The sequence below is a fragment of the Mesorhizobium waitakense genome (assembly GCF_056431085.1).
Genome location: NZ_JBWKME010000105.1, coordinates 10,900 through 37,741 on the forward strand (window position 1 = coordinate 10,900; position 26,842 = coordinate 37,741).

Below are 26,842 nucleotides of genomic sequence, written 5' to 3' on the forward strand. Positions count from 1 at the left end.
TGGAGTCATTTCGTGCGCGGCAGCACCTGGGCATTTGCAAGGTCGAGGCGTGCAAAACCTTTCGCCGAATAGGCTTCACCATCTCGCAGAACCGAGATGGTGAAGCGCACGGCGGCGGGCAGGCGCCGTGGTGCGGTCCAACTCGGCGACCACGACGAGGCCGCCGCCGCACCGTCCAGATATTCGAACTTCATGGCGCTCACGCCGCCGATCAACCGCACCGGTTCGCCCGGCGTCGATGCGTTGGATCCGCTGCCGCGCCGTGTTTTCTGGACGATGGCCAGCGCGCCTCCGGCCTGGCCAAGCGAAACAGCAATTTCGCGCAGCGCGGAGGATTTGAAGCCGATCGCCTGAACGGCGCTGAATTCGATCCGGGCACTGTTGCCGTTGAGATAAAGCACCATGTCCGGCGACGATTTGGACAAGGGCAACGGCTCGGCATGGCTGATCGCCGTTTCCAGAAACCGCGATGCGGCATCGACCTCCATCTGGAATTCGGTTGCCTTTTCGATGCGCATCATCGTTCGGGCCTGGCTGAGGAAGACCATCATCAGCGACGTAATCACGCCGATCAGGGCCAGCCCGACCAGCACGTCGATGAGCGCAAACCCGTCGACCGATGCCGATGGGCCCGGCGGCGGTTTGCGGCGTTGCGGACGGGCGCCTGAAAGACGTTCCCGCAGCCCTCCGGCTCGGACCTTGGAACGAGTGCGGAAAAACGGGCCGCTCATGGGATAGCCGGATCCCGCACGGGCACGAAGGTCAGAAACGGCCCGCCTGGAAACGCACCGCCGCTGTTTTCGATGACAACAGCGGTTACCTTTGCCTTCGACACGTCTATCGTGCGGGTCTTCAGGGTCCAGCCGGATTGCGCCGTGGTTCGGATTTGGGCTTCGTAGTCGGACAGCATCACACGCACGGTCCTGGCCGCTTCGGCCTGGCGCTTGGCCACGGCGATGCTGCGGCTTGCCAGCACGATCGACTGGCTGGCGATGCCCAACACAAGCGCCAGGATGGTCATGGCGACGATCATCTCGAGGATCGAGAATCCGTCTTCGGGGGAGGGCTGCGACGATGTCCCGATCATGGCAGCGCACGCCACGTCGGAAGCCCGGTCAGCCAGTTGACCGCGATGCGCGCGGTCCGACCTTTTTGCTGCAGCGAGATGTCCATGCCGGAAGCGCTGCCATCGGGAAGGAAGGTGAGGACCGTCTGCCGGTCGGCGACGACGGTCTCCTGGCCAGTAACCACGGTCATTTTGACATCGTCCGGCAGGGCGACGATGTCTCGTTCGCCAAAACGGATGATGCGGGTGCCGAGATCGACAACGACCTGCTTCGGCCTGGCGGTGGCGATTGCCGATGTGCGCGACAGGCGCAGCCGCATGGTGATTTCGCCGGCCATCGTCTCCAGGTTCTTGGTGCGATAGTTGCTGACGAGCCCCGGCGCGGCGATCGCCGCGACGAGGGCCATGATCGCCAGCACGACCAGCATTTCGACCAAGGTAAATCCAGCCGTTGCGTCCGTCGATGCGCTGGCTTCCGGCGCGGCCGTCATTGCAGCGCCAGATCGTTGATGCTGAGGATCGTGGTCATCACCGAAATGACCAGGCTGCCGACGAGAAAACCGAGCGAAATCGTCAAGGCCGGCGTCAACAGCTTCAGCACCGTGTCGATCCGCCGCGTCAGCGTCAGCTGAAGCATTTTCGCGGCGCGATCCAGCACCACCGGAAGCGCATTCGCCTCTTCGCCGAGCGAGACCAGCGACATCGTCGCGTGGTCGAAAATCCCTGCCTTGACGATCGCGCCATGCAGGCGGGCGCCATTGGCGACGGTTTCTTCGATCGAAGCAAAGCTTGCCGCCAGTGAACTCTGCCTGGAAACGTTGGCGGCCAGCCCAAGCGCCTCGGTCATCGCCACGCCATTGCCGAGCAGCAGTGCCAGCGTTTCCAGGTAGCGCGCGACCACGGCATCCCTGACCAGCGCGCCGATCAACGGGACCTTCAACAGCCAATGTGAAAACTGTTTTCTGGCGCCTGTGGACCGGGACAGGAAAAGATAGGAAAGCAGGCCCAGCACCGCCGCCAGCGGGAAGACGAAGGGATAATCCCTGAACACCGTGCCGAGCGCCGAAAGCACGGTCATGGTGAACGGCTTGGGGGCGGATGAGCCTTCGAAGATCGGTTCCAGCGCCGGCACCAGAACCGTCGCCAGAATGACCAGCGCGCCGCTCATGACCATGAGCAGGAAAGCCGGATAGGCAAGCGCCTCGACGATCGCCGCGCGGCGTTTGGCCGTTGCCTCGAACGTATCGGCCAGCCGCTGGCATATATAGGCCATCTTGCCGCTGCGCTCGCCGCTGGCGAGCAAGGCGGCAACGTCGGAGGTGATGCCCGGCAGCCCGGCAAATGCTTCGGCGATCGGCCGGCCGCCTGTCGTCAGATCGAGCACCGATTGCAGTTGTTGCCGCCGCTGGCGGTTGGCCTCGCCCGAGATAACCGCGTTCAAGGCACGGTCGACCGTGAAGCCGGCGTTCAGAAGCACTGAAAGCTCGGAAAACAGCCGGCTGAGATTGACCCTGCGGGTGAACGTCAGCGCGCTGCGCCCCGGCAGGCGAAGCTGCTGCCTTTCGCCGTTCACCGGGGCAAGATGGTAGGAGCGGCGGCCCTGCTGCGCCAGTTTGCGGGCGGCATCCTGCTTGGTCGATGCATCGAGGACGCCGGTCTCGGTGCTGCCGTCGACGAGATAGGCGCGATAGGCAAAGGCCGGCATCAGTCACCTCCTGCGAGATCGATGACGCGCCGGACTTCGTCCATCGTGGTGACCTGCGACCGGGCAAGCGCGGTTGCGTGGACCGACATCGGCACGAGATCGTCTTCGGCCGCAATTTTCCCGATCTCCATTTCGCCGGCACCCTGGTCGATAAGTTCGGCGATGCGCGGCGACACCTGCAGCATTTCGTAGGTCACCGTGCGCCCGCTGTAGCCGGAGCCGTTGCAGGTGCGGCAGGCCGGACCGGTTTGGTCGGCGCCGTGGCAGGTCGGGCAGATACGCCGCAACAGCCTCTGTGCGATGACGCCTCTGATCGTCGCGCCGAGCAGATAGCCGTCGATGCCCATATCGCGAAGGCGCGTGAGTGCGCCCGCGGCACTGTTGGTGTGGAGCGTCGAAAACACCAGATGGCCGGTCAGGGCCGCCTGGACCGCGACTTGCGCCGTCTCGCGATCGCGAATTTCACCGAGCAGGATGATGTCGGGATCCTGCCGGAGGATCGAACGCAGGGCCGCGGCAAAGTCGAGGTCGATCGCCGGATTGACCTGCAACTGGGTGATGCCGGCCATCCGGTATTCGACCGGGTCCTCGACGGTGAAAATCTTGACGTCCGGCCGCGAACGTTCCGCGAGGATGGAATAGAGCGTCGTCGTCTTGCCGCTTCCGGTCGGCCCGGTGATCAGCACGATGCCGTTGGCGGCTTGCGACATGTTGCGGATCTTGGCTTGCGCGGCGCCGTCGAAGCCCAGTTTCTCCAACTTCAGTTCGACCCCAGCGCGGTCGAGAATTCGAAGCACGATGGCTTCGCCGTGAATGGACGGAATGACCGAGACGCGCAGGTCGACGTCGCGGCCGCGCACGGCGATGCGCATGCGTCCGTCCTGCGGCAGGCGCCGTTCGGCAATGTTGAGCCGCGACAGGATCTTGATGCGGGTGGAGATGCCGGACAGCATCGCAATGGACGCAGTGTCGACGGTGGACAGCATGCCGTCATGCCGGAAGCGGATGCGGACGTGATCCTCAAGCGGCTCGATGTGGATGTCGGTGGCTCTCGCATCGACCGCCTTGTGGATGGTCTCGGCGACGAAGCGAACGATCGGCGCCTCGCGGGCAAAATCCTTCAACCGTTCGAGGTCGTCGGGGCCGAAATCCAGGGTTTCGCCACCGTTGCCGCTATTTGAAACGGCCGCGATGGCCGATTGCTCGATGCGGTCGATGCATTCGGCGATCATGCGCCTTGGCAATATGCGCAGTGCCAGCGTCCGCTCATAGTGAAAGGCGAGCGCGTCGATGGTTGCCGACGAGAACGGATCGGCCACGGCGACGACCAGCCGCTCGGCGTCCATCTGCAACGGCAGGATCGCATTTTCACGCAGATAGGCCAGCGGCACGCCTGCCAGCATTTCGGGGCTGACCTGTTCGGGAATCTCGACCGGCGTCGGTGCGTTCAGATAGCGGCTGAGGCTGTTGGCAAGGTCCTGCTCGCCGATCAGGCCGAGTTCGGTCATCACCGTATCGAACGGGTGTCCAGATGTTCGCGATGCCCCCAATGCGCGCTGGGCGGCGTGCGCGGTCAGCACTTTCTCGCCCTCGAGAAAGGCAAGGAACGCTTCGATCCCTTGGGTCTGGCCCCGGGTCTGGCCAACGGGCTGCGAAGACGCGTTCATGAGCTCCACCCGCGCAGGATCTGCGCCGCCTCGGCGCCGAAAAGCATCTCGCAGCCGGCTGTGCCGACGACTGGCGGCAGTGCAGTGGCTGCAGGGACCGGGCTTCGGGCAACGCGCTGAAATGCCGTCGGGCTGAGCGGAGACCTCTCGATGATGAACCCGGCTTCGGCCGTGATGCCGGATCCGTCCCGCCTCACGACCACGTCGACCGTGTAGGCCGATGCGTCGGTCGGCGCTTCGGTGACCGATGCGCTGCTGGCGCCGGCAAGAGCAGCGCGAAGACGGTTCGGCGCGCGATCGGCGCTGATCGTGCCGCGCTTCGAGTTGACCGTGAAAACAGCGTGGAGGGTCTGCAAAGGTATCGACGCAAGTGCCGAAAACTCCTGCAGTTCGGACACCGATTCGAACGGCGCCTGCTTGTCTTCGGGCGGCCCGCCAGGGCTTCTGGACTGGGGCTGGCCAGCGAACAGCGTGGCATTGTCACGAAACCGGATCGCGGCCTTGGCCAAGGCTTGCGCCATCTCCCGCTGGAAGCCGAGCGATGCGAAACCAAGCGCCAGCAATTGGTCATCCGCAGCATTGAGATCGATCAGCCCGTCATGATCCTGGACGCGGACATCGAAGCTGAAGTCTCCCTCCCGGCACGCTGCGGGCGTGGAATCCAGCGGGAATGTTTTCGCCCCCGAGCCCCCGACCAATTCGCTCGCAACCACATTGCCCAGGCCTTCGGCAAGCAGCGACAGGCGCTCCTGCTCGACCTCGTTGTTGGCGATCATCAGCCGCGTTTTTGCCGTCACGGCGAAAGGGACGACGATGGCCGAGACGATCAGCATGAACACCAGCACGGCGACCAGCGAAAAGCCGCTGCTCGCGCTTTCGCCCCCTGCGTTCGGGCTTTCGTGGCGGTCGCTCATAGTTGCGGTTCGTTCGGGGCTGGCAGCGGGACATTCGGGGCCGCTGGCGGGGCATTTGGGGGTGGCGGCGGAGCGTTCTTCCAGGGCGGATAGAGCGGGACCCGCGCCACCTTGCCATTGCGCTCCAGCACGGCCTGATCCTTGTCGATCGCCGACACCGTCCAGCCGTCGACGGTCTCGCCGCTGCCGTACCAGATCGCGGTTTCGCTGCCGGCGACGCGCAGCAGCGCTTTCGCCGCCCCGCCGTGAATGCTGATGCCGAGAAGCGAGGGCGCGGCGGCGGGCGGTGCCTCGGGCGGCGCCGGCGCTTGTTCGACGGCGGCCGCGACAACCTCGACCGGCGGCGGCCCGGCCGGCGGGGCCACGAATTTCCGGCGCATCGGCGTGAACAGCGGCCGCTCGAACGTCTCGCTGAAATCGCCGGCCTCGGGAAACTGCAGCGCTGCCGCCGCCGAGGCCAGGCCGCCGTCGTGGCCCTTGCCGGAGGCGACCGGCGAGATGTCGACCGGCGTGTCGTAGAGGGCGACATTGACCAGGACGAGCCCCGCGATCATGGCCGCAATCGCCAGGCCGGCGAATTTCCGGGTCATGGCTTGACCCCGCCGGGCACCGGCGCCACCGGTGTTTGCAGCGGGCCGTAAAACAGGATTTCGGCAAAGATCTCCGGGTCGCCGGTGCGCCCGGCGACCGGCCCGACGTCGGTCGTGCGCAGAGTGGCCTCGCGAATGAACAGCACCGGAAGCGACGTTTCGATGGCGAGAACGGCGTTGTGGATGCCCTCCAGCGGTCCCGAAAGGTTGGCCCGCAGCCCGATGAAATCGACGCCCGCTTCGCTCAGCACCGGCGCATTGCCGGCCGACAGCACGTTGACCCCGTTGGCGGTGGCAATCGCGTTCAGACGGGTCTGCAGCCCGCCGCGAATGATCGCTTCGCTTTCGCCGGTCAGAAACTCGGGATTTGCCGCGGCCACGGGGCTGGCGGCGCTGTCGAGGCGCTTCGCCAGCGCCGCCACGCTCTGCAATTGGCCGAGAAGCTCGCGCTTTTCCTCGATCCCGGCTTGCGCCGAGGCGACGCTGCCGAGCCCCGCGAACACCGCCCAGGCCAGGACACAGGCCGTCACCACGGCCAAGGTCAGCGCAATCAGGCGACGGACCAGCGGGCTTGTGTTGAGGATGGCGGAGAGCATCGTCAGAGCGCTCCGATCTTTGCCGAAATGGTGAAGTGTTCGCCGTCCTGGCCAGGAACCCTGACCACCGGCGAGGCGAATTCGGGTGCCGAAAACAGGGGCGAATCGTCGAGTGGCTTGATCAGTTCGGCGGCGGAAGCGGAAAACCCGGTGATGGTCAGGTCGTCGCCCTTGGCCGACAGATCGGTCAGCCAGGCCGAGTCGGGAAGCAGGTGCGTCAGTTCGGCCCAGACGCGGACCAGCGACGCCGTCGTCTTCTTTTCCGTGCGGATTTTTTCAATTTGCTCGATGCCGGTCTGGCGCTTCTGCAGCGCGGTGCGGGCCGCCTTGGCCAGCACCTGTGCGTCGGCGATCTCTGTGTCCAGCTCCGCGCCGGCCTGCCAGGTACGCCAATGCGCATGAGCGAAGGTGACCAGCGCTGCCGCGGCCAGCATCGAACAAGCCGTCACCCAGGCGGTCCTGGCGCGCCGGTCACGCGCGGTCGGCGGCCAGATGGCGGCGAGGCTGAGCGGATCGGCCCGCAGCGTGCCCTCCGGCTGCGACAGGGACAGGCACCGGACCGACCCGCCGGCCCGGCGAACCGTGTCAAGGACAGCGGCAAGCGTCTTCGCCTTGACCACATGGTAGACGCAGTCCTGCCTGGCGAAGACGATATGCACTTGCGCCGGGTCGATGGGCGTCGAGGCCAGAAGGTCGAGCTCGGCCATGTCGCGCGCCTGCCGAAGCGGCAGCCGCCGCGCCGCCAGTTGCCGGGTCAGGAACAGCCCGGGCTGGATCCGGATGTCGAAGCTCGGCCGCTTGCGCCGAGGCCCGCCCTGGAGAAGTGCCAAGATCTCGTCCGAGGACGCCGTGAGCGCCAGCGGGATCGATTGGAACTCCGGTGCATTGGCCTCGCGGGCGCGGATGCCGTCATCCGCCAGGCTGATGATCCAATCGCTTGTGGAAGATTGCTTTTGTCCGCGCGCGACTCGCGACCAGACGCCTCGCAGCTCATCGAGCCACCAGTCGAAAAAATCCAGAACCTGCGCGTTGAGTGTCGCCACAACCAGCCGCCCGCCACTCCGGCTGATTCTCAGCCGAGGTTTTCAGGCTGAGATTACTACAATTGCCGGCGCGGGACAGATATCAGTGAAGGCAGGGGAGGCCGATTGGCCACAGCTTTTGTTTGGGGGCGCCGCGATGTTTGCGCCGAGCGGCGTCATACCGCGCTGCGGTGGAACGACAATGCAGGCAAGGCGTGCCATGCGGTTCGGTGCCCGCATAGGCACGGTGCACCTTGGCGCGCGCGCGGCGCAGGCCGTCCGCGTCGGCCGGCGTCAGGATCAGGTGCACGTGGTTCGGCATCAGGCATCAAGCCCAGATGCCGACATCGGCGGCACGGCAATGCTCGACCAGCAGGGTCTTGTAGAACGCATAGTCTTCGGGTGTGAAAAACACTTTGGCGCGGCCGTTGCCACGCTGCGTCACATGGTGCGGCAGACCGGGAACGACGATGCGGGCAAGACAGGCCATGTGATCAATTTACACATACGGCAATCAGGGAGGACATAGAAAAAAGTGCACTGTCACCGTAATTCTATTGTCACCGTAATTCGCACCGTAATTTGAATTTTATGAGGAGTAAACTCTCGCTGAGAATTCATACTAAAGGATCTGACGGCTGACTCTCTTGGGATACCGGAGTGAGCGGAACCGTGATTCCATTGGGGCGAGGAGGATTCGCGCCATGGGATCAGCGATCAAGATGCGGACGGACTATTCGGCAGCCGAGTTGCGGCGGCTGGCCAAGAGTTCGAAGGATAGCAAGCAGAGCCGTCGGCTGCTGTCGTTGGCAGCGGTTCTCGACGGGATGAGCCGTGAGGATGCGGCCCGGGTCGGCGGCATGGACCGGCAGACCCTGCGGGATTGGGTTCACCGTTTCAACGACGCTGGTCCAGACGGCCTCGAGGACGCCTGGAACGGCGGGCCGGAGCCGCGCCTGTCGGTGTCGCAGAAGGCGGAACTGGCACGGATCGTCGAGACCGGGCCGGACCGGGCCGTCGACGGCGTCGTGCGCTGGCGGCGCATTGATCTCCAGAGGCTCATCAAGGAACGCTTCGGCGTCGACTATCACGAGCGCTACGTCGGAACGCTTTTGAAGCAGCTCGGCTTCTCCCATATCAGCGCCCGGCCACTTCATCCGGGCCAGGACGGCGAGATCGTCGAGGCGTATAAAAAAACTTCCCGCGCACGCTGAGCGCCCATCTGGCCGACCTGCCCAAAGGCAAGCCGGTCGAGATCTGGTTCCAGGACGAAGCCCGCATCGGCCAGAAGAATGGCATCGTGCGGCAATGGGCCAGGCGCGGCACGCGGCCCCGTCAGCCGGCCGACCAGCGCTACAAGAGCGCCTATCTGTTCGGCGCCATCTGCCCGGCGCGTGGCATAGCAGCCGGGCTGGCGCTGCCCTTCGCCGACACGGAGGCCATGCAACTTCATCTCGACGAGATCAGCCGCCATGTTGCCAGGCGCGCTCATGCCGTTCTGCTGCTCGACCGCGCCGGCTGGCACACCACCGCCAAACTGAAAGTGCCCAAGAACATCACGCTAATCTTCCTGCCGCCCCGCGCGCCGGAGCTGAACCCCGTCGAGAACGTCTGGCAGTATCTGCGCCAGAACTGGCTCTCAAATCGCGTCTTCGAAGGCTACGACGCCATCATCGACGCCGCGTGCGGGGCCTGGCGCGAGCTCATCGAACGACCAAACACCATCACATCAATCGGAATGCGCGAATGGGCTCACGTCGGTCAATCAAATTGACCGTTGGTATCACCCCTTTCTGTCCAGAGACGCAAGCGTCCAGACAGGTCACCAACTTCTGGGGAAGAAAGGGTAAAAACGATTTTTGCTATAACATATTCTTTCAATCTTGACTTAATTGTGCAATTACAACTGAAACTTTCGTCGGTTTCTAGATTTGTCAAGACGCCTGGAAAAGGCGGGCGTCCCTCCAAGAGCTTTCCATCGCCATTATCTATTTGAATATCGATTGTCTTCATCAGAAAGCATCCCGAATTTCGGCGTCACGAAGTTGGTCATCTGTAGCGAATCGCGCCGGCCCTACGCCATCCAATCGGTCCCATGAATGCATCTGGAGCGATTGATCCACGAATTACGGTGACAGTGCACCTTTTTCTATTCGCGGCCTGCCTCGCGCCCGTTACGTGGTGCGGCAAAACCGGGAACGACGACACAGGCAAGGCGCGCCATGCAGACAATCCTCACACAATAATGGCCGGGCCAACATCGCAAAAAGTGCACTGTCACCGTAATTCCTCAGTCACCACAATGCAGAACAAATATCCCTGATCGACCCGGGCAACTCTTTTTCAGTATCGACGCAGGCTCAGCGTGCCGTCGCTGTAGATCATGCGGCCGGCGCGGAAGGTGGCGCGGACGCGTGCGACCGGCTCGCGGTCGGCGACGACGAGATCGGCCAGAAGTCCCGTCTCGATGGCGCCACGGTCGTCAAGCCCCAATGCCTTGGCTGGTTTGAATTACGGTGACAGAATTACGGTGACAGTGCACTATTTTCCTTTCGTGACCTGCCTCGTTTTCCGGGTTCGACGGCTCTTCCGGTTTGCCCGGCAATCCGGTCCAGGAATGCTCGATTGCCCACCGGCCGACCGATGCTCTCGGCCTTGCGCAGTGCGTCGAAAGCCGCGACATCGGTTTCGATCAGATCGAACAGCCCCGCTGGCGATGGCAGCCGGTCCTGCATCGGCCGCAAATCCGTGACGCCATCGGGTTCTCCCGTCAGATGCGCCCGGGCGCTTGACCAGGGCCAAGCCTGCGCCTGCTTCACCAAGCCCGCGCGCACCGGGTTCAGCCCGACATAGCGCACCGCCGACAAGAGGTGATCCTCGTCCATGGCGACGGCGCCGAAGCGGCCTTGCCAGAAATGCCCGGTTTTCCTTTGCCGCGTGTGGATGGCGCCTGCATAGGCGCGGTGCACTTTGGCGAGCGCGCGGCGCAGGCCGTCCGCGTCGGCCGGCGTCAGGATCAGGTGCACGTGGTTCGGCATCAGGCACCATGCCCAGATGCCGACATCGGCGAACCGGCAATGCTCGACCAGCAGGGTCTTGTAGAGCGCGTAGTCTTCGGGTGTGAAAAACACCTTGGCGCGCCCGTTGCCGCGCTGCGTCACATGGTGCGGCAGACCGGGAACGACGATGCGGGCAAGGCGAGCCATGCGGGAAGTTTACACATACGGCGACCGGGAGGGCACAGAAAAAAGTGACTGTCACCGTAATTCCGAAGCGGCAAGCAAAAATAAGTGCATTGTCGCTTTTTGTTTCTCTACAGGGAATCTAAAACGATATAGACGAAATTATCCCCTTCGCTTCGAGTAATTCTTTGTTTAGTATATCAGAATCATCGCCTATGCCGACATAGGTCGTAAATACGACATCATTGCCGTTTGATAAATACCATGCATATAGTAATTTATCAACAGTTTCTGACGAAACTCCAGCGCACATTATACCACCGGAACTATAGGTGAAAATTCCATCAATACCAATTGAATTATTTTGACAGAATTCAATCAAGAACGATCTTAGATCTTCTAAATTTACTTTTGGGTTTTTCCCGCTATGATATTTTGCAATAGAAAACTGAACAGCACTGGCGCCAGATGCTTTTGATATAGTAGGCGGCGCTCCTCTATGGAGGTTGTCGGTGATGTCTTCCCATCCGTTAGGCGCATCGAAGGTGATGCCGTAGAATTGTACTATCATTGTGTTTCCGTTGGATTCGATAAATTTCCAGAACTTTCAGACTTCCCGCCAGGATCGAATTACGGTGACAGTGCACTATTTTCCCTTCGCGGCCTGCCTCGTTTTCCTGGTTTCAGGGCCATTCCGGTTTGCCCGGCAATCCGGTCCAGAAATGCTTCGTCGCCCACCGGCCGACCGATGCTCTCGGCCTTGCGCAGTGCGTCGAAAGCCGCGATATCCGTCTCGATCAGATCGAACAGCCCCGTCGGCGATGGCAGCCGATCCTTGATCGGCCATAAATCCGCAACGCCGTCGGGTTCACCCGTCAGATGCGCCCGGGCGCTTGACCAAGGCCAATCCTGTGCCTGTTCCACCAGCCCAGCACGAACAGGGTTCAGCCCGACATAGCGCACCGCCGACTGGAGGTGATCCTCGTCCATGGCGACGGCGCCGAAGCGGCCCTGCCAGAAATGCCCGGTTTTCTTCTGCCGCGCGTGGATGGTTCCCGCATAGGCGCGGTGCACCTTGGCAAGCGCGCGCCGCAGGCCATCCGGATCGGCTGGCGTCAGGATCAGATGCACATGGTTTGGCATCAGGCACCACGCCCAGATGCTGACATCGGCGACGCGGCAATGCTCGACGAGCAGGGTCTTGTAGAGCGCATAGTCCTCAGGCGTGAAAAATACCTTGGCGCGGCCGTTGCCACGCTGCGTCACGTGGTGCGGCAGACCGGGAATGACAGTGCGGGCAAGGCGGGCCATGCGGGAAGTTTACACATACGGCGACCGGGAGGGCACAGAAAAAAGTGCACTGTCACCGTAAAACCAGAGCCTCAACTATGCCGATCTTACGGCCGGACCTTTTTACTCGGTAACCGGCGCGGCCAATTCGACAAACCAAGTCACGACGGGCCTTGGGTTGTCCGCGAAGATGGGCACGGTCAATATGCGTGCGAAATATCAGCTTTCTTTCGGCAATGGCTGGAGGGTCGAAACCCAGAACTTCACCGGCAGCGTTGGTTTCCCGCTCAACTGATCCTTGCTGCCGGCGGTGTTTCGACAGTTGTGTTGCAAATTCCGAATTCTGTTTGCATCGGCGTTTCCAATCCCCATGCCCAGCGAATGTTGCGATCGGCGGGCCATGCCGCATTGCACAATTGCCTCGCTTGGTCACAATGCGGGGCATGGTCCGAACCGCACTCGCCGTCCTGGTGATCGATGAAAACCGCATCCGCGCCGCGATCATCGAGGCGGGGTTGCGCGAGGCTGGCCATGAGCGGGTCACCGTCATCCATGACGTGACCGGCATTGCGCGGCGGATCGCCGAGATCGAGCCCGACGTCATCGTCATCGACCTCGAAAACCCGAACCGCGACATGCTGGAAAACATGTTCCAGCTGTCGCGCGCGGTGAAGCGGCCGATCGCCATGTTCGTCGACCGCTCCGACCAGGCCTCGATCGAGGCGGCGGTCGATGCCGGCGTTTCGGCCTATGTCGTCGACGGCCTGCGGCAGGAGCGCGTCAAGCCGATCCTCGACATGGCGGTCAGCCGCTTCAACGCTTTTTCGCGCATGGCGCGCGAACTGGAAGAGGCTCGAAGCGAACTCGAGAGCCGCAAGGTGATCGATCGCGCCAAGGGCATCCTGATGAAGTCGCGCGGCCTGAGCGAAGAGGCCGCCTACACGCTGCTGCGCAAGACGGCGATGAACCAGAACCGCAAGATAAGCGACATCGCCCAGAGCCTGGTGACCGCGGCCGGGCTGCTGGGACCGGCGGAGGACGAATGAGCATGGGCGCCGAGCATCAGATCACCGCCGGCTTCATGCCGCTGTTCGACAGCGCCGTGCTGGTCGCGGCCGGCGAGCTTGGCTTTGCCGCGCGCGAGGGCATCGACCTCACGCTGCACCGCGAGACGTCCTGGGCCAACATTCGCGACCGCATCGCCATCGGCCACTTCCATCTCGCGCATATGCTGGGACCGATGCCGCTCGCCTGCAATCTCGGGCTGACGCCGCTCGCGTCAGAGACCATCGTGCCGTTCTCGCTCGGTCTCGGCGGCAATTGCGTCACCATTTCCAATGCCGTCTGGGCGGGCATGGCAGCGCATGGTGCTGCGCCCGATCTCGACCCGGCGCGCGCCGGTGCCGCACTTGGCGCGCTCATCCGCGAGCGCGCCGCTGCCGGGCGCGACCCGCTGCGCTTCGCCGTCGTGCATCCCCATTCCGGGCACAATTACGAACTGCGCTACTGGCTTGCCGCCTGTGGCATCGATCCGGCGCGCGAGATCGAGATCGTCATCGTGCCGCCGCCCTTCATGGCCGACGCGCTGGCGACTGGGCGGATCGACGGCTACTGCGTCGGCGAGCCGTGGAACAGCGCCGCGGTGGCCGCCGGCACCGGCCACATCGTCACCGTCAAGGCGCAGATATGGCGCAACAGCCCGGAGAAGGTGGTCGGCGTGCGCAAGGCCTGGGCCGAGCAGTCTTCCGAGGCGCTGGCGGCGCTGTTGCGCGCGCTGCATCACTCGGCGCGCTGGTGCCAGGATCCGGCCAACCGTGGCGAATTGGCCGCGGTGATGGCGCTGCCCGGCTTCCTCGGCCTGCCGCGGGCAGTCCAGATGCCGATCCTGACCGGCCATCTGCAGTTGGGTGGAGGAGCGGCGCGAACCATCGACGACTTCTTCCTGCCCTTCGACAAGGCGGCGAACTTTCCCTGGAAGAGCCATGCGCTGTGGTTCTACACGCAGATGGTGCGCTGGGGGCATGTCGAACATACGCCAGAAAACCTCGCCATCGCCCGCGATTGCTATCGTCCCGATCTCTACCGTTCGGCGCTGAAGCCGCTTGGCGTCGCGCTGCCCGGCGCCAATTCGAAGGTCGAGGGTGCGTTGAAGGCCGCGACTCCGGTCGGTTCGGCAGGCGCGAGCCTCGTACTCGGTCCCGATGGTTTCTTCGACGGCCAGATCTTCGATCCCGATGAGATCGACGCCTATATTGCCGGCCAGAAATCGGGCTGATCATTTCTGCGCCATTTTTGTGCATTGCACAAAAATTATGCGCTCGATTGCTCCAATGAACAATCTTTGGCCTGCTCGCTCTATGGCTTGGCAAGTCGGTGATCGGCTCGGGCCACTGATTCCATTGATGTTTTTCAGATCATCCGAAACTGGCACGGTTCCTGCTTTGAAATAGGCAGGCCCTAGTCGGGTCACGGAACCGGCGTCCAATGGCGGGCGCCACAGGCGAAGCTGCCGCTCAGGTCGATACGCGATCCCGGATTCCCGGACGCGAAGGCCTGGCCGGCGGCTTTTTTTGTTTTGATCGAACACGCAATCGACGGCGCACTCTCCCAAGCGCGCCCAACCCGGAGACGACGATGACGAAACGGATCGGAACTGGATCATCTCTCAAGGATTTTGCGCGCCGTGATTTTCTCGTCAGCAGTGCGCTGACGGCGGTGCTGTTCGTGGCGGCGTACATGCTGTTTCCCGTCACTGCCAAGACCGTAGGGAAGGGCCCCGAAGTGACCGCGCCAAGCCTGGTTTCATCGCGCTGACCGATGCCGCGCCGCTGCTCGCCGATCAACAAGACAAACGCGGTGCCTCCCACGCCGCAAACCGGAGCCTACCATGACTGCAAATCTCCCAGCCGTGCCCAGCCAGGACAGTGCTCCTCGGCAGGCGCTCGTGATGTCCACCGTCGCCTTCACCGTCTGCTTCGCGGTGTGGACGATCTTTTCAATCATCGGCATTCGCATAAAGCAGGAGCTTGGGCTGAACGAGACGGAATTCGGCCTGCTCGTCGGCACGCCAATTCTCACCGGCTCGCTGGTGCGCATGGTGCTCGGCATCTGGACCGACCGCTACGGCGGACGGCTGGTCTACACCGCGACCATGCTTGCGGCGGCGGCCGCGACCTTCCTGCTCGCTTATGCACACACCTATGAGCAGATGCTGATCGCAGCGCTCGGCGTCGGGCTTGCCGGCGGTTCCTTCGCCGTCGGCGTCGCCTATGTCTCGCGCTTCTTCCCCGCCGGCAGGCAGGGAACGGCTCTCGGCATTTTCGGTGTCGGCAATGTCGGGGCCGCGGTGACCAAGTTCCTGGCGCCGTTCGTGCTGCTCTCCTGGGGCTGGCAGTCGGTCGCGCAAATCTGGGCAGCCGCGCTGGTCGTCATGGCCGTCGCTTTCTGGTTCACCACCGGCGACGATCCGGTCATCCGCGAGCGGCGAGCCGGCAAGGTGGCGCCAACGAGAAGCTTCTTGCAGGAATTCGCGCCGCTGAAGAACTTGCAGGTCTGGCGCTTCGCCTTCTACTACTTCTTCGCTTTTGGGGCGTTCGTGGCGCTGTCGCTGTGGTTGCCGCGCTATCTGATCGGTGTCTATGGCTTCGGCATCGCGACCGCCGGCATGATCGGTGCAGCCTACTCGATCCCGGCAAGTGTCTTCCGCGCCTATGGTGGCGTGCTTTCCGACCGGATCGGCGCCCGCACCGTGCTCTATTGGACCTTCGCGGTGTCGGCCGTCGCGACGCTGATCCTGTCGCTGCCGCCCACGGACTATGTCGTGCACGGCATCACCGGGCCGATCGCCTTCCACTTCGCCATCGGGCCGGTGGCCTTCATCGCCGTCGCCTGCGTACTCGGCTTCTTCATGAGCCTCGGCAAGGCTGCCGTCTACAAGCACATCCCTGCCTACTATCCAGCGAGCGTTGGCGCAGTCGGCGGCGTTGTCGGCATGATCGGCGGGCTCGGCGGCTTTGTCCTGCCGATTGCCTTTGGCGCGCTCAACGACCTTACGGGCGTGTGGTCTAGCTGCTTCATGCTGCTGTTTGTGATCGTCTCCACATGCTTTGCCTGGATGCACTTCACCATCCGGCGGATGGAGCGCGCGGCAGCTCAAACTTCAGCCCTTTCCTACGCGGCAGAGTGAGACCGGAGCGGATCAGGAATATGAGTGAGAAACTCGTCATCATCGGCAATGGCATGGCGCCCGGGCGCATGCTGGAGCATCTTCTGGAAAAGGCGCCCGGCCGCTACCAGGTCACCATCTTCAACGCCGAGCCCAGGGTGAACTACGACCGCATCATGCTGTCGCCGGTGCTCTCCGGCGAGAAGGCCTATGAAGAGATCATCATCCACGGCGATGGCTGGTACATCAAGCACGGCATCACCCTCTACAAGGGCCACAAGATCATCGCCATCGACCGGACGGCGAAGACCGTCACCTCCGATCATGGCGTCACCGAGCCCTACGACAAGCTCGTCATCGCCACCGGCTCGGTGCCGTTCATCATTCCGGTGCCCGGCCACAATCTGCCGGGGGTGCTGACCTATCGCGACCTCGACGATGTGCAGGCGATGGTGCTGGCCGCCCAGTCGCGGGCCAAGGCGGTGGTGATCGGCGGTGGCCTGCTAGGGCTGGAAGCCGCTGCGGGCCTCAGCGTGCAGGGCATGGATGTCACCGTGCTGCATGTCATGCCGACATTGATGGAGCGCCAGCTCGATCCGGCGGCCGGCTATCTGCTGCAGCGCGCGGTGGAAGAGCGTGGCATCAAGGTCATCATCAAGGCCAACACAAAGGCAATCACCGGCAATGGCAAGGTCGAGCGGGTGGAGCTCGCCGACGGCACCATCATTCCGGCGACGCTGGTCGTCATGGCGGTGGGCATCCGGCCGAATGCGACGATCGCCAAGGAAGCCGGCATTGCCGTCAATCGCGGCATCGTCGTCGACGCCGGCATGCGCAGCAACGATCCCGACATCTACGCGCTCGGTGAGTGCGCCGAGGTCAACGGCCAGGTCTACGGGCTGGTCGCACCGCTCTACGAGATGGCGCGCGTCGCCGCCCACCAGCTGGCCGGTGACGAGGCTGCTGCCTTCGTGCATTCAGACACGCCGACCAAACTCAAGGTCACCGGCATCGACCTGTTCTCGCTCGGCGACTTCGCCGAGGGCGAGGACCGGCAGGAGATTGTGCTGCGCGATGCGGCGGCCGGCGTCTACAAGCGCCTGGTGCTGAAGGACGATCGCATCATCGGCACGGTGCTCTATGGCGAGACGGCCGATGGCGCCTGGTTCAACGACCTCAAGAAGAAACAGACCGACATATCGGAGATGCGCGACACGCTCATCTTCGGCCAGTCCTACCAGGGGGGTGCCCCGCTGGACCCTATGGCGGCCGTTGCAGCCTTGCCGGATGATGCGGAAATCTGCGGCTGCAACGGCGTTTGCAAGAGCAAGATAACTGGCGCGATCACCGCCAAGGGCCTGACCTCGCTCGACGATGTCAGGGCCCACACCAAGGCGTCGGCCTCCTGCGGGTCCTGCACCGGGCTGGTCGAAAAGCTGATGGTGCTGACCATCGGCGACAAATACAACCCTGCGGAGGTGCAGCCGATGTGCGGCTGCACCACGCTCGGCCATGACGAGGTGCGCCGCCTGATCGTGGCCAAGCGCTTGAAGACCATTCCGGCCGTCATGCAGGAGCTGGAATGGACGACCTCCTGCGGCTGCGCCAAATGCCGGCCGGCGCTCAACTACTATCTCGTCTGCGACTGGCCGGACGACTATGCCGACGACTACCAGTCGCGCTTCATCAACGAGCGGGTCCACGCCAACATCCAGAAGGACGGTACCTATTCGGTGGTGCCGCGCATGTGGGGCGGCGTCACCAATGCGGCCGAACTGCGCGCCATCGCCGATGTCGTCGACAAGTTCGAGATTCCGATGGTCAAGGTCACCGGCGGCCAGCGCATCGATATGCTCGGCATCCGCAAAGAGGACCTGCCGGCGGTGTGGGCCGATCTCGGCCAGGCCGGATTCGTCTCCGGCCACGCCTATGCCAAGGGCCTGCGCACGGTGAAGACCTGCGTCGGCTCGGACTGGTGTCGCTTCGGCACGCAGGATTCGACAGGCCTCGGCATCCGCATCGAGAAATTCATGTGGGGTTCCTGGACCCCCGCCAAGGTCAAGATGGCGGTGTCGGGTTGCCCCAGGAACTGCGCCGAGGCGACCTGCAAGGATGTCGGCGTCATCTGCGTCGACAGTGGCTACGAGATCCATTTCGCCGGGGCGGCCGGCCTCGACATCAAGGGCACCGAAGTGCTCGGCCTGGTCAGGACCGAGGACGAGGCACTGGAGCATATCGTGGCGCTGACGCAGATGTATCGCGAGCAGGGCCGCTATCTCGAGCGTATCTACAAATGGGCCAAGCGCATCGGGATCCCCGAAATCAAGCGCCAGATCATGGACGACGATGCCAAGCGCAAGGCCTATTTCGACCGCTTCGTCTTCAGCCAGAAATTCGCCCAGGTCGACCCGTGGTCGGAACGCGTGTCCGGCAAGGACAAGCACGAGTTCCGGCCGATGGCGACTGTCGGTTTTGCGCAGGCGGCGGAGTGATGCAGATGAACTGGGTATCAATAGGCTCCCTGTTGGACATCCCCCGTCGTGGCGCGCGCTGCGTCGACACGCCGGAAGGCAAGGTTGCCGTCTTCCGCACCGCCGACGATCACGTCTACGCCATCGACGACCATTGCCCGCACAAAGGCGGGCCGCTCAGTCAGGGCATCGTGCACGGCACGGCGGTGACCTGTCCCTTGCACAGCTGGGTGATTTCGCTGGAAACCGGCAAGGCGCTCGGCGCCGACGAGGGCGCGGTGCGCACCATTCCGGTGCGGGTCGAAGGCGAGCGTCTGTTCATTGCGCTGGAAGCGCTGGCCAGCCGCGCGGCCTGAAACATGGAGAATGACGAAGCGCGCGAGGTGAGGACCACCTGCCCCTATTGCGGGGTGGGCTGCGGCGTGCTGGCGAAGGTCGCCGCGGACGGTGAGGTCAGCGTCCGCGGCGACCCCGACCATCCGGCGAATTTCGGCCGGCTCTGCTCCAAGGGCTCGGCCCTGGCGGAGACCATCGACCTCGACGGCAGGCTGCTCTATCCCGAAATCCACGGCCGCCGCGCCGGCTGGGACGAGGCGCTCGACCTCGTCGCCTCGACCTTTTCGCAAACCATCGCCGAGCATGGTCCGGACGCGGTCGCCTTCTACGTCTCCGGCCAGTTGCTGACCGAGGACTATTACGTCGCCAACAAGCTGATGAAGGGTTTTGTCGGTTCGGCCAACATCGACACCAATTCGCGCCTGTGCATGGCCTCGTCGGTCGCCGGCCACCGCCGCGCCTTCGGCTCCGACACCGTACCGGGGACGTATGAGGACCTGGAGCTTGCTGACCTGATCGTGCTGGTCGGCTCCAATCTCGCCTGGTGCCATCCCGTGCTCTACCAGCGCATCGCGGCGGCCCGGGAAAAGCGGCCGGAGATGAAGATCGTGCTGGTCGATCCGCGCCGCACCATGACATCAGACATCGCCGACATGCATCTGGCGATCGCGCCCGATGGCGACGTCGCGTTGTTCACCGGGCTGCTCGCCTATCTCGGCCAGCACAACGCGCTGGACCGGGCCTATGTCACGGCGCACACGACCGGTTTCGGGCAAGCGCTTTTCGCGGCATCGGCGCTCGACCTTGCCGGCGTCGCCGCTGCCACGGGCCTCAGCGAGGACGAGCTTGGCCGCTTCTACAGCCTGTTCGCCGCGACCTCCAAGACCGTGACCGTCTACAGCCAAGGGGTGAACCAGTCGTCGTCGGGCACCGACAAGGTCAACGCCATCATCAACTGCCATCTCGCTACCGGCCGCATCGGCAAACCGGGAGCAGGGCCGTTTTCGGTGACCGGCCAGCCCAACGCCATGGGCGGCCGCGAAGTCGGCGGCATGGCCAATATGCTCGCCGCCCATATGGAGATCGAGAATCCCGAACATCGTGACCGCGTGCAGCGCTTCTGGACTGCGCCCGCCATTGCCGAAAGGCCTGGCTTGAAGGCGGTCGAGATGTTTCAGGCGGTGGCCGACGGGCGCATCAAGGCGCTGTGGATCATGGCCACCAACCCGGTCGATTCGATGCCGGATGCCGATGCCGTCGAAGCGGCGATCAAGGCTTGCCCGTTCGTCGTGGTGTCGGACGTGCTGGCCAGGACCGACACCGTCCGCCATGCCCATGTCCGGCTGCCGGCCGCTGCCTGGGGCGAGAAGGACGGCACCGTCACCAATTCCGAGCGCCGCATCTCGCGGCAGCGCGCGTTCCTGGACCTGCCCGGCGAGGCGCGCCCCGACTGGCAGATCGTTGCCGAAGTCGGCAAGCGGATGGGTTTTGGCGAGGCATTTTCCTATGCGACGCCGGCGGAGCTTTTTGTCGAACACGCCGCGCTGTCGGGTTTCGAGAATGACGGCGCGCGGGATTTCGATATTGGTGCTTGTGCTGCGATCGATGTTAAGGACTACGACGCGCTGGAGCCATTCCAATGGCCAGCGCCGAGCCCAGACACTTGGGCCCGACGTCAGCCAGAGGCGGATGCTCAGGTTGGACGCCAAGAAAGTGACGCCACCCAAACCAACATCCGCTTCTTCGCCAACGGCGATTTCTACACACCAGACCGCAAGGCGCGCTTCATTGCCATCCGCCCCGCCGTCGATATCCGCACCAGCCCGGACTATCCGCTGATCCTCAACACCGGCCGCATCCGCGATCACTGGCACACCATGACGCGGACCGGCAAAAGCCCGCGGCTCTCCCAGCACATTGCCGAGCCCTTCGTCGAAATCCATCCGGCGGATGCGCAACGCTTCGGCATCGGCGACGCGGACATCGCGCGCGTCTCCAGCCCGCGCGGCGACGTGCTGGTGCGCGCGCTGGTGACCGCACGCCAGCGTCAGGGCAGCCTGTTTGCACCGATGCACTGGACTGATCAGTTCTCGGCAAAGGGCCGGCTCGATGCGCTGACTGCGCCGCTGACCGATCCGGTCTCCGGCCAGCCGGCGCTGAAACATGTCGCCGCCCGCATCGAGAAATTCGCCGCAAAAGCCTTCGGCTTCGCTGTGATGCGGCAGAGGCCGGCGCCCAATACCGCGACCTACTGGGCCGCAGCCAAATGCAAGGGCGGCTGGCGGGTCGAGCTTGCCTTTGCCGATGATGGCATCGACTGGGCCGCCTTCGCCGGGTCCCTGTTCGCAACGCCGCCGGGCAGCGAAATCCTCGCCTATCATGACCGCGATGCCGGCCAGCATCGCATTGCGGCTTTCGACGGCGATCACTTGTCAGGCGCCTTGTTCGTGGCGCCCGGTCCGGTCGCGGTGTCGCGCGGCTGGGCGGCGGATCAATTGAACGCCGATCATGTCGATCGGCGCGCCAGGCTGGCGATCGTGGCCGGGCGGCCGGGCGGGGTCGACGTCGACCGCGGTGCCATCGTCTGTTCCTGCTTCGGCGTCGGCGCCAACCAGATCGCGCAAGCGGTGCGAAGCGGCTGCGCCAGCGTCGAGGCGATCGGTGCGACCCTGCATGCCGGCACGAATTGCGGCTCCTGCCGTGCCGAGATCAGGATCATCGTCGCCGCACAAATTCTTCAAGCCGCCGAGTGACCGGCGCCAGCCTGTGCCGCGAAGGTCGCTGGCCGGTTGGGGTAGGGTATCGAAGGCAGGTCCTGGCCAAATGGGCCTGCGCGATGGCGTCAGTTGGGCTATGGTGGTGCAAGCGTGCAGCCTGATCGGCGAGCATGAGTCGTCTTCCAGTCAGGGTTCACCCAATGGCAAATCCCCCGCGCCGACCGACAAATCCGTTGACGGCGGCCGAAGCCGCCTTCAAGCCAATCAAGAAGCCGGTTGCTCCGCTTCGCGAGCCCTCGGCCGCTCCAGGTGTCAGGGAGCTTGTTTCGATCAGGATCGATCGAACCGTGCTGGACCATTTTCAAGCCGATGGCCCCGGCTGGCAGGACCGGATCAACGACGCATTGCGGCAGGCGATAGAAGGCAAGCCGGTCGCCAGCGGTTCGGACGATGACTAGCTCACGCCGCTTCGAAGTGCAGAATATAGAGCTTGCGCGTCGGTTCGTGGATGGTCCACTCGCCTTTCCAGCCTTTCGGCAGCACCAGCATTTCGCCGGCGCTAACCTCCTTGCTGTGGCCATCGGGACCATGCAGCGAGACCCGGCCCGACACGATGTGACAGGTTTCGGAATTCGTGTCGCGCGACGCGGTGAAACGGCCCGGCGTGCATGCCCAGACGCCGACTTCGAGCGTCCCGTCCGGCGAGGTCCACAATGTCCTCGACGCTTCGAGTTGATCACCGCTGATCGAGGTCGGCTTGGGCTCGGGCTCGCCGAGATCGATCGCAGCGAGATGGGCGAAGGTCTGGAAGTCGGTCATGGCGGTCTCCGGGCAGGCACTGAAAAAATGCTTTTCGATCCGAGGTGTGGCGCCGCAGGGCTCAATGCCCGGTGATGCGGTCGGCGATGGCGGCCAGTTTCGACGTGTGCTGGAGACCGGCCTCCTCGCGCTCGTCGGCGACGCGATAGAGCTGATACATCGAGTGGACGCCGAGCCAGCGCATCGGCTCGGGCTCCCACTTGCTGACCAGGCGGTTGACCCAGGGCAGGCGGGTCAGTTCGGTGTCGCGGCGCAGGATAAGGTCGCGCAGCGTCCGGCCCGAAAGGTTGGAGCTCGACACGCCGAGGCCGACATAGCCGCCGGCCCAGCCGATGCCGGTCTCAAGGTCGAGGCCGGCCGTCGTGCACCAGTCGCGCGGCACGCCAAGCACGCCGCACCAGGCGTGGTCGATGCGAAGCTTGCTGGTCTGCGGCAGCAGGCGGGTGAGGATCGCGTGCAGGCTTTCGATGGTCGCCTGCTGTGTCTGTCCGCGCACGTCCGTCTGCGACCCGTAGCGGTAGGGCAAGCCGCGCCCGCCCATGGTGATGCGGCCTTCGCGGGTGCGCTGGGCATAGCAATAGGCGTGTGCTGCGTCGCCCAGCAGCTCGTGGCCGTCCCAGCCGATCTCGTCCCACAGCGATTGGGGCAGCGGCTCGGTGATGATCTGTGCGCTGTTGAGCGGAAGCCAGAGCCGCTCATTGCCTGATATGCCGGCCGTGAACCCCTCCGTGGCGCGGATGATGATGGGCGCGCGCACCGTGCCGCGATCGGTGGTGACCTTGCCCTTCTCAATACCCGTCACGGTCGTCTGTTCGTAGATCGGCACGCCGAGGCGCTCGACGGCTTCGGACAGTCCACGCACCAGCTTGGCCGGCTGCACGCGCGCGGTGCCGTGGTGGATGTAGCCGCCAAGCACGTTCCGGATGTTGATGCGGGCCTTGGCCTCTGCCTGGCCGATCAGGCTGACGCGGTCCTGAGGCACGCTCCAGCCGATTGCATCCGCATAGGCGGCCTTGATCCGCTCCAGCTGCGGCGGGTTGGTCGCAACCGTCAGATTGTCGACACGGCGAATGTCGGCATCGATGCCTTCGGCCTCGGTCACCGCGATCACTTCGTCGACCGTGCCATGCATGGCGGTTTCCATGTCGATGACGGCGCCACGCGTCGATGTCTGCAGATATTTCTCGCGCGACCAGCTGAAGCCGCCGGACAGCCAGCCGCCATTGCGGCCGGACGCGCCGAAGCCGGCGAATTCCCGTTCCACCATGGCGATGCGGATCGAAGGATCGGCCTTCTTCAGATAGTAGGCCGTCCACAGGCCGGTATAGCCCGCGCCGACGATGCAGACATCGGCTTCGAGGTCGCCCGGAAGCGGCGCACGATAAGCTGGCAGGCCGATGTCGGCATACCAGAACGAAATGTTGCCGTTGACTTTGGCGTCCATGTCAAAAAATCCTGCGAGGGAAAGAGCGATCAGGTCATCGTCATGTCGGCGCGGTCGTCGTCGGCAAGAAGTTTTGCATCGACGACCGACCAACGCAGATCGACCGCGTCACCAATCGAGAAAGGCGTGGCCTCGAGCGTCGCGCGCACGATGGCCACGGAACCATCGCCCAGTGTCACCTGGTATTTCGAACCCGAGCCCAGATAGATCGCTTCGCTGACCTGGCCGGTAAGGCTGTTCTGTCCGGGGGCTGCAGGCGTGTTGGTTCTGGCAAGCGAAAGCTTTTCCGGCCGCAGCAGCACCACCGGCTTCTGGCCGCCGGCGAGCTTGCCGCCGGCAACGACCTTCTGGCCGGCGATCGTCAGGCTGGTCTCGCCGCCCGACGTCTGGGCATCGCCACGCAAACTGGTCGATTCGCCGATGAACTTCGCCACGAACAATGTCGCCGGTTCGTCGTAGAGCTGACGCCCGGTTGCCACCTGTTCGATGCGTCCCTGGTTGAACACGGCGATGCGGTCGGACAGAACCAGCGCCTCTTCCTGGTCGTGCGTCACATAGACGAAGGTGGTGCCGAGTTCGCGGTGGATGCGCTTGATTTCCAGCTGCAGCCATTCGCGCAGTTTCTTGTCGAGCGCGCCGAGCGGCTCGTCCATCAAAAGCAGCGGCGGATCGAAGACGATGGCGCGGGCCAGCGCCACGCGCTGCTGCTGGCCGCCGGAAAGCTCGGCGGGATAACGATGGGCGAAGTCGGCCATCTTGACCATGTCCAGGGCGCGCGCCACATGGCGGTCGCGCGCCTGCTTGTCCATGCCGCGCAGGGTGAGCGGATAGGCGACGTTCTTGCCGACGGTCATGTGCGGAAACAGCGCGTAGTGCTGGAAGACAACGCCGATGTTGCGCTTGTGCGCCGGCAGCGCGACGATGCTTTTGCCGCCGACGGCAAGGTCGCCTGAGGTCAGGTCGGTAAAGCCGGCCACGACGTTGAGCGTGGTGGTCTTGCCGGAGCCGCTGGGGCCGAGCAGCGTCATGAATTCGCCCGGCTCGATATGCAGGCTGACGTCGTCGAGCGCGGTGAAATTGCCGTAGCGCTTGGTTGCGGCCTTGATGTCGATGGCCGCGCCACGTTCTTTGCTGTTGGACGCAGCCATCTCAACTCCTCGTCGATTTCGAGCTGATGATCAGCCCGGCACTGATCACCAGCGTCGTGGCAATGAAGATGATCGTTCCGACAGCCGTCACCGTCGGGTCGGCGTCGCGGGTGATGCTGGTGAAGATCTGCACGGGCAAGGTCTTCAAATAGGGGCTGGTGATGAACAGCGCGACGATGATTTCATCGAAGGAGGTGACAAAGGCAAACAGGAGCCCCGAAAGGATGCCGGGCGCGATCAAAGGCAAGGTCACGGTGCGGAATGCGGTGAAGCGGTCGGCGCCAAGGCTTGCCGCCGCCGTCTCCAGCCGCACGTCGAAGACTTCGAGGCTTGCCGACACGGCGATGATGACAAAGGGGATCGCCAGCATCGTGTGCGCGATGACGAAGCCGGCGGTGGTGCCGACGAGATGGTAGTCGAGATAGACGGCATAGATGCCGATCGCGAGGACCACGCCGGGCACGATCATCGGTGTGATCAGGATGGCGCGCAGCAGGCCGGCGCCGGAATGTTTCATGCGGCTGAGGCCGAGTGCCGCCAGCGTGCCTATCAGCGTGGCGGCGACGGCAACGAGGCCCGCGACCCTGAGCGAGTTGAAGAAGCTGGTCAGCCAGTCCGGGTTGGTGAAGAAATTCTCGTACCACTGCCATGAGAAGCCGGATGGCGGGAAGGCAAGCGACTTCTTCTCGTTGAACGACATCGGGATGATGACCAGCGTCGGCATCACCAGCCACACGGCAACCAGCAGGCAGAACAGACCGAGCAGAATGCGGAACGGCGCCAGCCTCATGATCTGGACGCCTGTTTGTGGCGCTGGCGCATCAGCGGCGCGGCGAGCGCCAGAAGCACGAAGGTCGCGACCAGGAGCACGACACCCATGGCGCCGCCGCGACCCCAGTTGAGCAGGCTGAGCACCTGGCTCTGCACCAGCGTCGACAGCATGGTGCTGCGGGGGCCGCCGAGCAGGGCCGGGGTGATGTAGAAGCCGAGCGACAGGATGAAGACGATGATGGCGCCGGCGAATACGCCGGGCAGCGACAGCGGCAGATAGATCTGCAGGAAAGCCAGCGAGGGTCGCGCGCCGAGACTGCGCGCCGCCTGGACGAGGCGCAGGTCGATGCCGCGCATCACCGAATAGAGCGGCAGGATCATGAACGGCAGCAGCACCTGCGCCATGCCGATCACCACGCCGGTCTGGGTGCGGATCAGCTTCACGGTGTCAAGGCCGAACAGCCTGACGACGGAATTGATGATGCCGGAATCCTGCAGCAAGATGACCCAGGCCAATGTGCGCACCACGCCGCTGACCCAGAACGGCACCAGCACGCACAGGATGAGGACGAGCCGCATGCGCGGCCCAACCGCCGTCATCAGGTAGGCGTAGGGGTAGGCGGCGATAACGCAGACGATGGTGACCCAGGCGGCGATGGAAAAGGTGCGCCACAGAACCGTGACGTTCACCGGCGTGGAAAAGAACCAGACGTAATTCTGCATTCCCCAGGCGGGGTCCGAGAAACTGCGCAGCGTGACGGTCAGCAGCGGATAGCCCATCGCCGCGATGAGCAGGAACAGCGCCGGCATCGCCAGCAGCGAAGGATAGGCGGCGAGCCGCAGGCGCCGTTGGGGCCCCTGCACGCCACCGGCCGGCCGGGGATTGTCACCCCCGGCCGCCAGCGTATGCGATGTCTGGCTCACACTTTCACCTTGGCT

30 protein-coding genes are annotated in these 26,842 nt (G+C 63.9%); 9 read left to right on the plus strand and 21 right to left on the minus strand.

All coding sequences use genetic code 11. From position 1 onward, the window contains the following. Positions 1-5: 5 nt before the first annotated feature. From AC07FD_RS22985 to AC07FD_RS23035, 11 genes are all read right to left on the minus strand, one after another. Positions 6-731 carry a PulJ/GspJ family protein gene (locus tag AC07FD_RS22985; RefSeq protein ID WP_478351684.1) on the minus strand — a complete coding sequence of 242 codons (726 nt, stop codon included), beginning with the start codon at positions 729-731 and terminating at the stop codon, positions 6-8. Then, positions 728-1,087, minus strand: coding sequence for a PulJ/GspJ family protein (locus AC07FD_RS22990; RefSeq protein WP_478351685.1), 360 nt, complete (start codon positions 1,085-1,087; stop codon positions 728-730). The genes AC07FD_RS22985 and AC07FD_RS22990 overlap by 4 nt, the downstream gene beginning before the upstream one ends. Beyond that, positions 1,084-1,557 (minus strand): GspH/FimT family pseudopilin, encoded by a 474-nt coding sequence (locus AC07FD_RS22995; RefSeq protein ID WP_478351686.1) that lies wholly within the window; start codon positions 1,555-1,557, stop codon positions 1,084-1,086. Before AC07FD_RS22995 ends, AC07FD_RS22990 begins: the two co-directional genes overlap by 4 nt. After that, the gene (locus AC07FD_RS23000) at positions 1,554-2,771 is read right to left on the minus strand and encodes a type II secretion system F family protein (RefSeq protein ID WP_478351687.1); all 1,218 of its coding nucleotides are present in this window, start codon (positions 2,769-2,771) and stop codon (positions 1,554-1,556) included. The genes AC07FD_RS22995 and AC07FD_RS23000 overlap by 4 nt, the downstream gene beginning before the upstream one ends. After that, complete coding sequence (locus AC07FD_RS23005; protein WP_478351688.1) at positions 2,771-4,438, minus strand: GspE/PulE family protein; 1,668 nt, start codon at positions 4,436-4,438, stop codon at positions 2,771-2,773. The genes AC07FD_RS23000 and AC07FD_RS23005 overlap by 1 nt, the downstream gene beginning before the upstream one ends. Continuing rightward, positions 4,435-5,352, minus strand: coding sequence for a hypothetical protein (locus tag AC07FD_RS23010; protein ID WP_478351689.1), 918 nt, complete (start codon positions 5,350-5,352; stop codon positions 4,435-4,437). Before AC07FD_RS23010 ends, AC07FD_RS23005 begins: the two co-directional genes overlap by 4 nt. Continuing rightward, on the minus strand, positions 5,349-5,942 hold the full coding sequence (locus AC07FD_RS23015; protein WP_478351690.1) for a hypothetical protein: 594 nt from the start codon (positions 5,940-5,942) through the stop codon (positions 5,349-5,351). The genes AC07FD_RS23010 and AC07FD_RS23015 overlap by 4 nt, the downstream gene beginning before the upstream one ends. Continuing rightward, positions 5,939-6,538 carry a type II secretion system protein GspM gene (gene gspM / locus AC07FD_RS23020; protein WP_478351691.1) on the minus strand — a complete coding sequence of 200 codons (600 nt, stop codon included), beginning with the start codon at positions 6,536-6,538 and terminating at the stop codon, positions 5,939-5,941. Before gspM ends, AC07FD_RS23015 begins: the two co-directional genes overlap by 4 nt. Positions 6,539-6,540: 2 nt before the next feature. Further along, positions 6,541-7,581, minus strand: a complete 1,041-nt coding sequence (locus AC07FD_RS23025) for a PilN domain-containing protein (RefSeq protein WP_478351692.1) — start codon at positions 7,579-7,581, stop codon at positions 6,541-6,543. Positions 7,582-7,663: 82 nt separating this feature from the next. Beyond that, complete coding sequence (locus tag AC07FD_RS23030) at positions 7,664-7,882, minus strand: hypothetical protein (RefSeq protein WP_478351693.1); 219 nt, start codon at positions 7,880-7,882, stop codon at positions 7,664-7,666. Positions 7,883-7,888: 6 nt separating this feature from the next. Next, on the minus strand, positions 7,889-8,050 hold the full coding sequence (locus AC07FD_RS23035) for a transposase (RefSeq protein ID WP_478351694.1): 162 nt from the start codon (positions 8,048-8,050) through the stop codon (positions 7,889-7,891). Between the two features lie 214 nt (positions 8,051-8,264). On the opposite strand from AC07FD_RS23035, the gene AC07FD_RS23040 reads away from it, so the two are divergent. Further along, a protein-coding gene (locus AC07FD_RS23040) for an IS630 family transposase (RefSeq protein ID WP_095088284.1) occupies positions 8,265-9,334 on the plus strand; the annotation gives its coding sequence in 2 pieces (ribosomal slippage) (positions 8,265-8,751 and positions 8,751-9,334; 1,071 coding nt in all). Here the strand turns inward: AC07FD_RS23040 and AC07FD_RS23045 are convergent. From AC07FD_RS23045 to AC07FD_RS23065, 5 genes are all read right to left on the minus strand, one after another. After that, complete coding sequence (locus AC07FD_RS23045) at positions 9,322-9,573, minus strand: hypothetical protein (RefSeq protein WP_478351695.1); 252 nt, start codon at positions 9,571-9,573, stop codon at positions 9,322-9,324. The genes AC07FD_RS23040 and AC07FD_RS23045 overlap by 13 nt on opposite strands. A 330-nt stretch (positions 9,574-9,903) precedes the next feature. After that, the gene (locus AC07FD_RS23050; RefSeq protein ID WP_478351696.1) at positions 9,904-10,053 is read right to left on the minus strand and encodes a hypothetical protein; all 150 of its coding nucleotides are present in this window, start codon (positions 10,051-10,053) and stop codon (positions 9,904-9,906) included. Positions 10,054-10,085: 32 nt separating this feature from the next. After that, on the minus strand, positions 10,086-10,766 hold the full coding sequence (locus AC07FD_RS23055) for a transposase (protein WP_478351697.1): 681 nt from the start codon (positions 10,764-10,766) through the stop codon (positions 10,086-10,088). A gap of 118 nt (positions 10,767-10,884) precedes the next feature. Next, on the minus strand, positions 10,885-11,313 hold the full coding sequence (locus AC07FD_RS23060; protein ID WP_478351698.1) for a hypothetical protein: 429 nt from the start codon (positions 11,311-11,313) through the stop codon (positions 10,885-10,887). Between the two features lie 59 nt (positions 11,314-11,372). Next, a complete protein-coding gene (locus tag AC07FD_RS23065) occupies positions 11,373-12,053 on the minus strand; it encodes a transposase (protein WP_478351699.1) in 681 nt (226 codons plus the stop codon). A gap of 422 nt (positions 12,054-12,475) precedes the next feature. Between AC07FD_RS23065 and AC07FD_RS23070 the strand changes: the two genes are divergently transcribed. The 8 genes from AC07FD_RS23070 (at position 12,476) to AC07FD_RS23105 (ending at position 22,179) form a co-directional block, all read left to right on the plus strand. After that, complete coding sequence (locus AC07FD_RS23070; RefSeq protein ID WP_477282790.1) at positions 12,476-13,078, plus strand: ANTAR domain-containing response regulator; 603 nt, start codon at positions 12,476-12,478, stop codon at positions 13,076-13,078. Positions 13,079-13,080: 2 nt separating this feature from the next. Continuing rightward, entirely contained in the window at positions 13,081-14,307 is a 1,227-nt protein-coding gene (locus AC07FD_RS23075) for a CmpA/NrtA family ABC transporter substrate-binding protein (RefSeq protein WP_478351767.1), read from the plus strand. Between the two features lie 209 nt (positions 14,308-14,516). Continuing rightward, complete coding sequence (locus tag AC07FD_RS23080; protein WP_478351700.1) at positions 14,517-14,846, plus strand: hypothetical protein; 330 nt, start codon at positions 14,517-14,519, stop codon at positions 14,844-14,846. A gap of 73 nt (positions 14,847-14,919) precedes the next feature. After that, positions 14,920-16,218 (plus strand): MFS transporter, encoded by a 1,299-nt coding sequence (locus tag AC07FD_RS23085; protein WP_478351701.1) that lies wholly within the window; start codon positions 14,920-14,922, stop codon positions 16,216-16,218. Positions 16,219-16,238: 20 nt separating this feature from the next. Continuing rightward, complete coding sequence (nirB, locus tag AC07FD_RS23090) at positions 16,239-18,689, plus strand: nitrite reductase large subunit NirB (RefSeq protein WP_478351702.1); 2,451 nt, start codon at positions 16,239-16,241, stop codon at positions 18,687-18,689. Between the two features lie 5 nt (positions 18,690-18,694). Continuing rightward, complete coding sequence (gene nirD / locus AC07FD_RS23095; protein WP_478351703.1) at positions 18,695-19,024, plus strand: nitrite reductase small subunit NirD; 330 nt, start codon at positions 18,695-18,697, stop codon at positions 19,022-19,024. Between the two features lie 3 nt (positions 19,025-19,027). Continuing rightward, positions 19,028-21,757 carry a nitrate reductase gene (locus AC07FD_RS23100; protein WP_478351704.1) on the plus strand — a complete coding sequence of 910 codons (2,730 nt, stop codon included), beginning with the start codon at positions 19,028-19,030 and terminating at the stop codon, positions 21,755-21,757. A gap of 164 nt (positions 21,758-21,921) precedes the next feature. Beyond that, the gene (locus AC07FD_RS23105; protein ID WP_478351705.1) at positions 21,922-22,179 is read left to right on the plus strand and encodes a BrnA antitoxin family protein; all 258 of its coding nucleotides are present in this window, start codon (positions 21,922-21,924) and stop codon (positions 22,177-22,179) included. A gap of 1 nt (position 22,180) precedes the next feature. On the opposite strand, the gene AC07FD_RS23110 is transcribed toward AC07FD_RS23105, so the two are convergent. The 5 genes from AC07FD_RS23110 to AC07FD_RS23130 all read right to left on the minus strand — a co-directional run bounded on the left by AC07FD_RS23110 (position 22,181) and on the right by AC07FD_RS23130 (position 26,827). Continuing rightward, positions 22,181-22,540 carry a cupin domain-containing protein gene (locus AC07FD_RS23110; protein ID WP_478351706.1) on the minus strand — a complete coding sequence of 120 codons (360 nt, stop codon included), beginning with the start codon at positions 22,538-22,540 and terminating at the stop codon, positions 22,181-22,183. A gap of 61 nt (positions 22,541-22,601) precedes the next feature. Then, positions 22,602-23,984 (minus strand): NAD(P)/FAD-dependent oxidoreductase, encoded by a 1,383-nt coding sequence (locus tag AC07FD_RS23115; protein WP_478351707.1) that lies wholly within the window; start codon positions 23,982-23,984, stop codon positions 22,602-22,604. Between the two features lie 29 nt (positions 23,985-24,013). After that, positions 24,014-25,132, minus strand: a complete 1,119-nt coding sequence (locus AC07FD_RS23120; RefSeq protein ID WP_478351708.1) for an ABC transporter ATP-binding protein — start codon at positions 25,130-25,132, stop codon at positions 24,014-24,016. Between the two features lies 1 nt (position 25,133). Continuing rightward, positions 25,134-25,922 (minus strand): ABC transporter permease, encoded by a 789-nt coding sequence (locus AC07FD_RS23125; RefSeq protein WP_478351709.1) that lies wholly within the window; start codon positions 25,920-25,922, stop codon positions 25,134-25,136. Then, positions 25,919-26,827, minus strand: a complete 909-nt coding sequence (locus AC07FD_RS23130; RefSeq protein ID WP_478351710.1) for an ABC transporter permease — start codon at positions 26,825-26,827, stop codon at positions 25,919-25,921. The genes AC07FD_RS23125 and AC07FD_RS23130 overlap by 4 nt, the downstream gene beginning before the upstream one ends. Positions 26,828-26,842 lie beyond the last annotated feature (15 nt).

Coding starts and splice junctions, on each gene's coding strand:
- AC07FD_RS22985 (WP_478351684.1), bottom strand. CDS start 731: ATGAGCGGCCCGTTTTTCCGCACTCGTTCCAAGGTCCGAGCCGGAGGG.
- AC07FD_RS23060 (WP_478351698.1), bottom strand. CDS start 11,313: ATGATAGTACAATTCTACGGCATCACCTTCGATGCGCCTAACGGATGG.
- AC07FD_RS23045 (WP_478351695.1), bottom strand. CDS start 9,573: ATGAAGACAATCGATATTCAAATAGATAATGGCGATGGAAAGCTCTTG.
- AC07FD_RS23015 (WP_478351690.1), bottom strand. CDS start 5,942: ATGACCCGGAAATTCGCCGGCCTGGCGATTGCGGCCATGATCGCGGGG.
- AC07FD_RS23005 (WP_478351688.1), bottom strand. CDS start 4,438: ATGAACGCGTCTTCGCAGCCCGTTGGCCAGACCCGGGGCCAGACCCAA.
- AC07FD_RS23075 (WP_478351767.1), top strand. CDS start 13,081: ATGGGCGCCGAGCATCAGATCACCGCCGGCTTCATGCCGCTGTTCGAC.
- AC07FD_RS23115 (WP_478351707.1), bottom strand. CDS start 23,984: ATGGACGCCAAAGTCAACGGCAACATTTCGTTCTGGTATGCCGACATC.
- AC07FD_RS23000 (WP_478351687.1), bottom strand. CDS start 2,771: ATGCCGGCCTTTGCCTATCGCGCCTATCTCGTCGACGGCAGCACCGAG.
- AC07FD_RS23010 (WP_478351689.1), bottom strand. CDS start 5,352: ATGAGCGACCGCCACGAAAGCCCGAACGCAGGGGGCGAAAGCGCGAGC.
- AC07FD_RS23085 (WP_478351701.1), top strand. CDS start 14,920: ATGACTGCAAATCTCCCAGCCGTGCCCAGCCAGGACAGTGCTCCTCGG.
- nirD (WP_478351703.1), top strand. CDS start 18,695: ATGAACTGGGTATCAATAGGCTCCCTGTTGGACATCCCCCGTCGTGGC.
- AC07FD_RS22990 (WP_478351685.1), bottom strand. CDS start 1,087: ATGATCGGGACATCGTCGCAGCCCTCCCCCGAAGACGGATTCTCGATC.
- AC07FD_RS23030 (WP_478351693.1), bottom strand. CDS start 7,882: ATGCCGAACCACGTGCACCTGATCCTGACGCCGGCCGACGCGGACGGC.
- gspM (WP_478351691.1), bottom strand. CDS start 6,538: ATGCTCTCCGCCATCCTCAACACAAGCCCGCTGGTCCGTCGCCTGATT.
- AC07FD_RS23065 (WP_478351699.1), bottom strand. CDS start 12,053: ATGGCCCGCCTTGCCCGCACTGTCATTCCCGGTCTGCCGCACCACGTG.
- AC07FD_RS22995 (WP_478351686.1), bottom strand. CDS start 1,557: ATGACGGCCGCGCCGGAAGCCAGCGCATCGACGGACGCAACGGCTGGA.
- AC07FD_RS23105 (WP_478351705.1), top strand. CDS start 21,922: ATGGCAAATCCCCCGCGCCGACCGACAAATCCGTTGACGGCGGCCGAA.
- AC07FD_RS23035 (WP_478351694.1), bottom strand. CDS start 8,050: ATGGCCTGTCTTGCCCGCATCGTCGTTCCCGGTCTGCCGCACCATGTG.
- AC07FD_RS23125 (WP_478351709.1), bottom strand. CDS start 25,922: ATGAGGCTGGCGCCGTTCCGCATTCTGCTCGGTCTGTTCTGCCTGCTG.
- AC07FD_RS23100 (WP_478351704.1), top strand. CDS start 19,028: ATGGAGAATGACGAAGCGCGCGAGGTGAGGACCACCTGCCCCTATTGC.
- AC07FD_RS23055 (WP_478351697.1), bottom strand. CDS start 10,766: ATGGCTCGCCTTGCCCGCATCGTCGTTCCCGGTCTGCCGCACCATGTG.
- AC07FD_RS23080 (WP_478351700.1), top strand. CDS start 14,517: ATGGCGGGCGCCACAGGCGAAGCTGCCGCTCAGGTCGATACGCGATCC.
- nirB (WP_478351702.1), top strand. CDS start 16,239: ATGAGTGAGAAACTCGTCATCATCGGCAATGGCATGGCGCCCGGGCGC.
- AC07FD_RS23120 (WP_478351708.1), bottom strand. CDS start 25,132: ATGGCTGCGTCCAACAGCAAAGAACGTGGCGCGGCCATCGACATCAAG.
- AC07FD_RS23110 (WP_478351706.1), bottom strand. CDS start 22,540: ATGACCGACTTCCAGACCTTCGCCCATCTCGCTGCGATCGATCTCGGC.
- AC07FD_RS23070 (WP_477282790.1), top strand. CDS start 12,476: ATGGTCCGAACCGCACTCGCCGTCCTGGTGATCGATGAAAACCGCATC.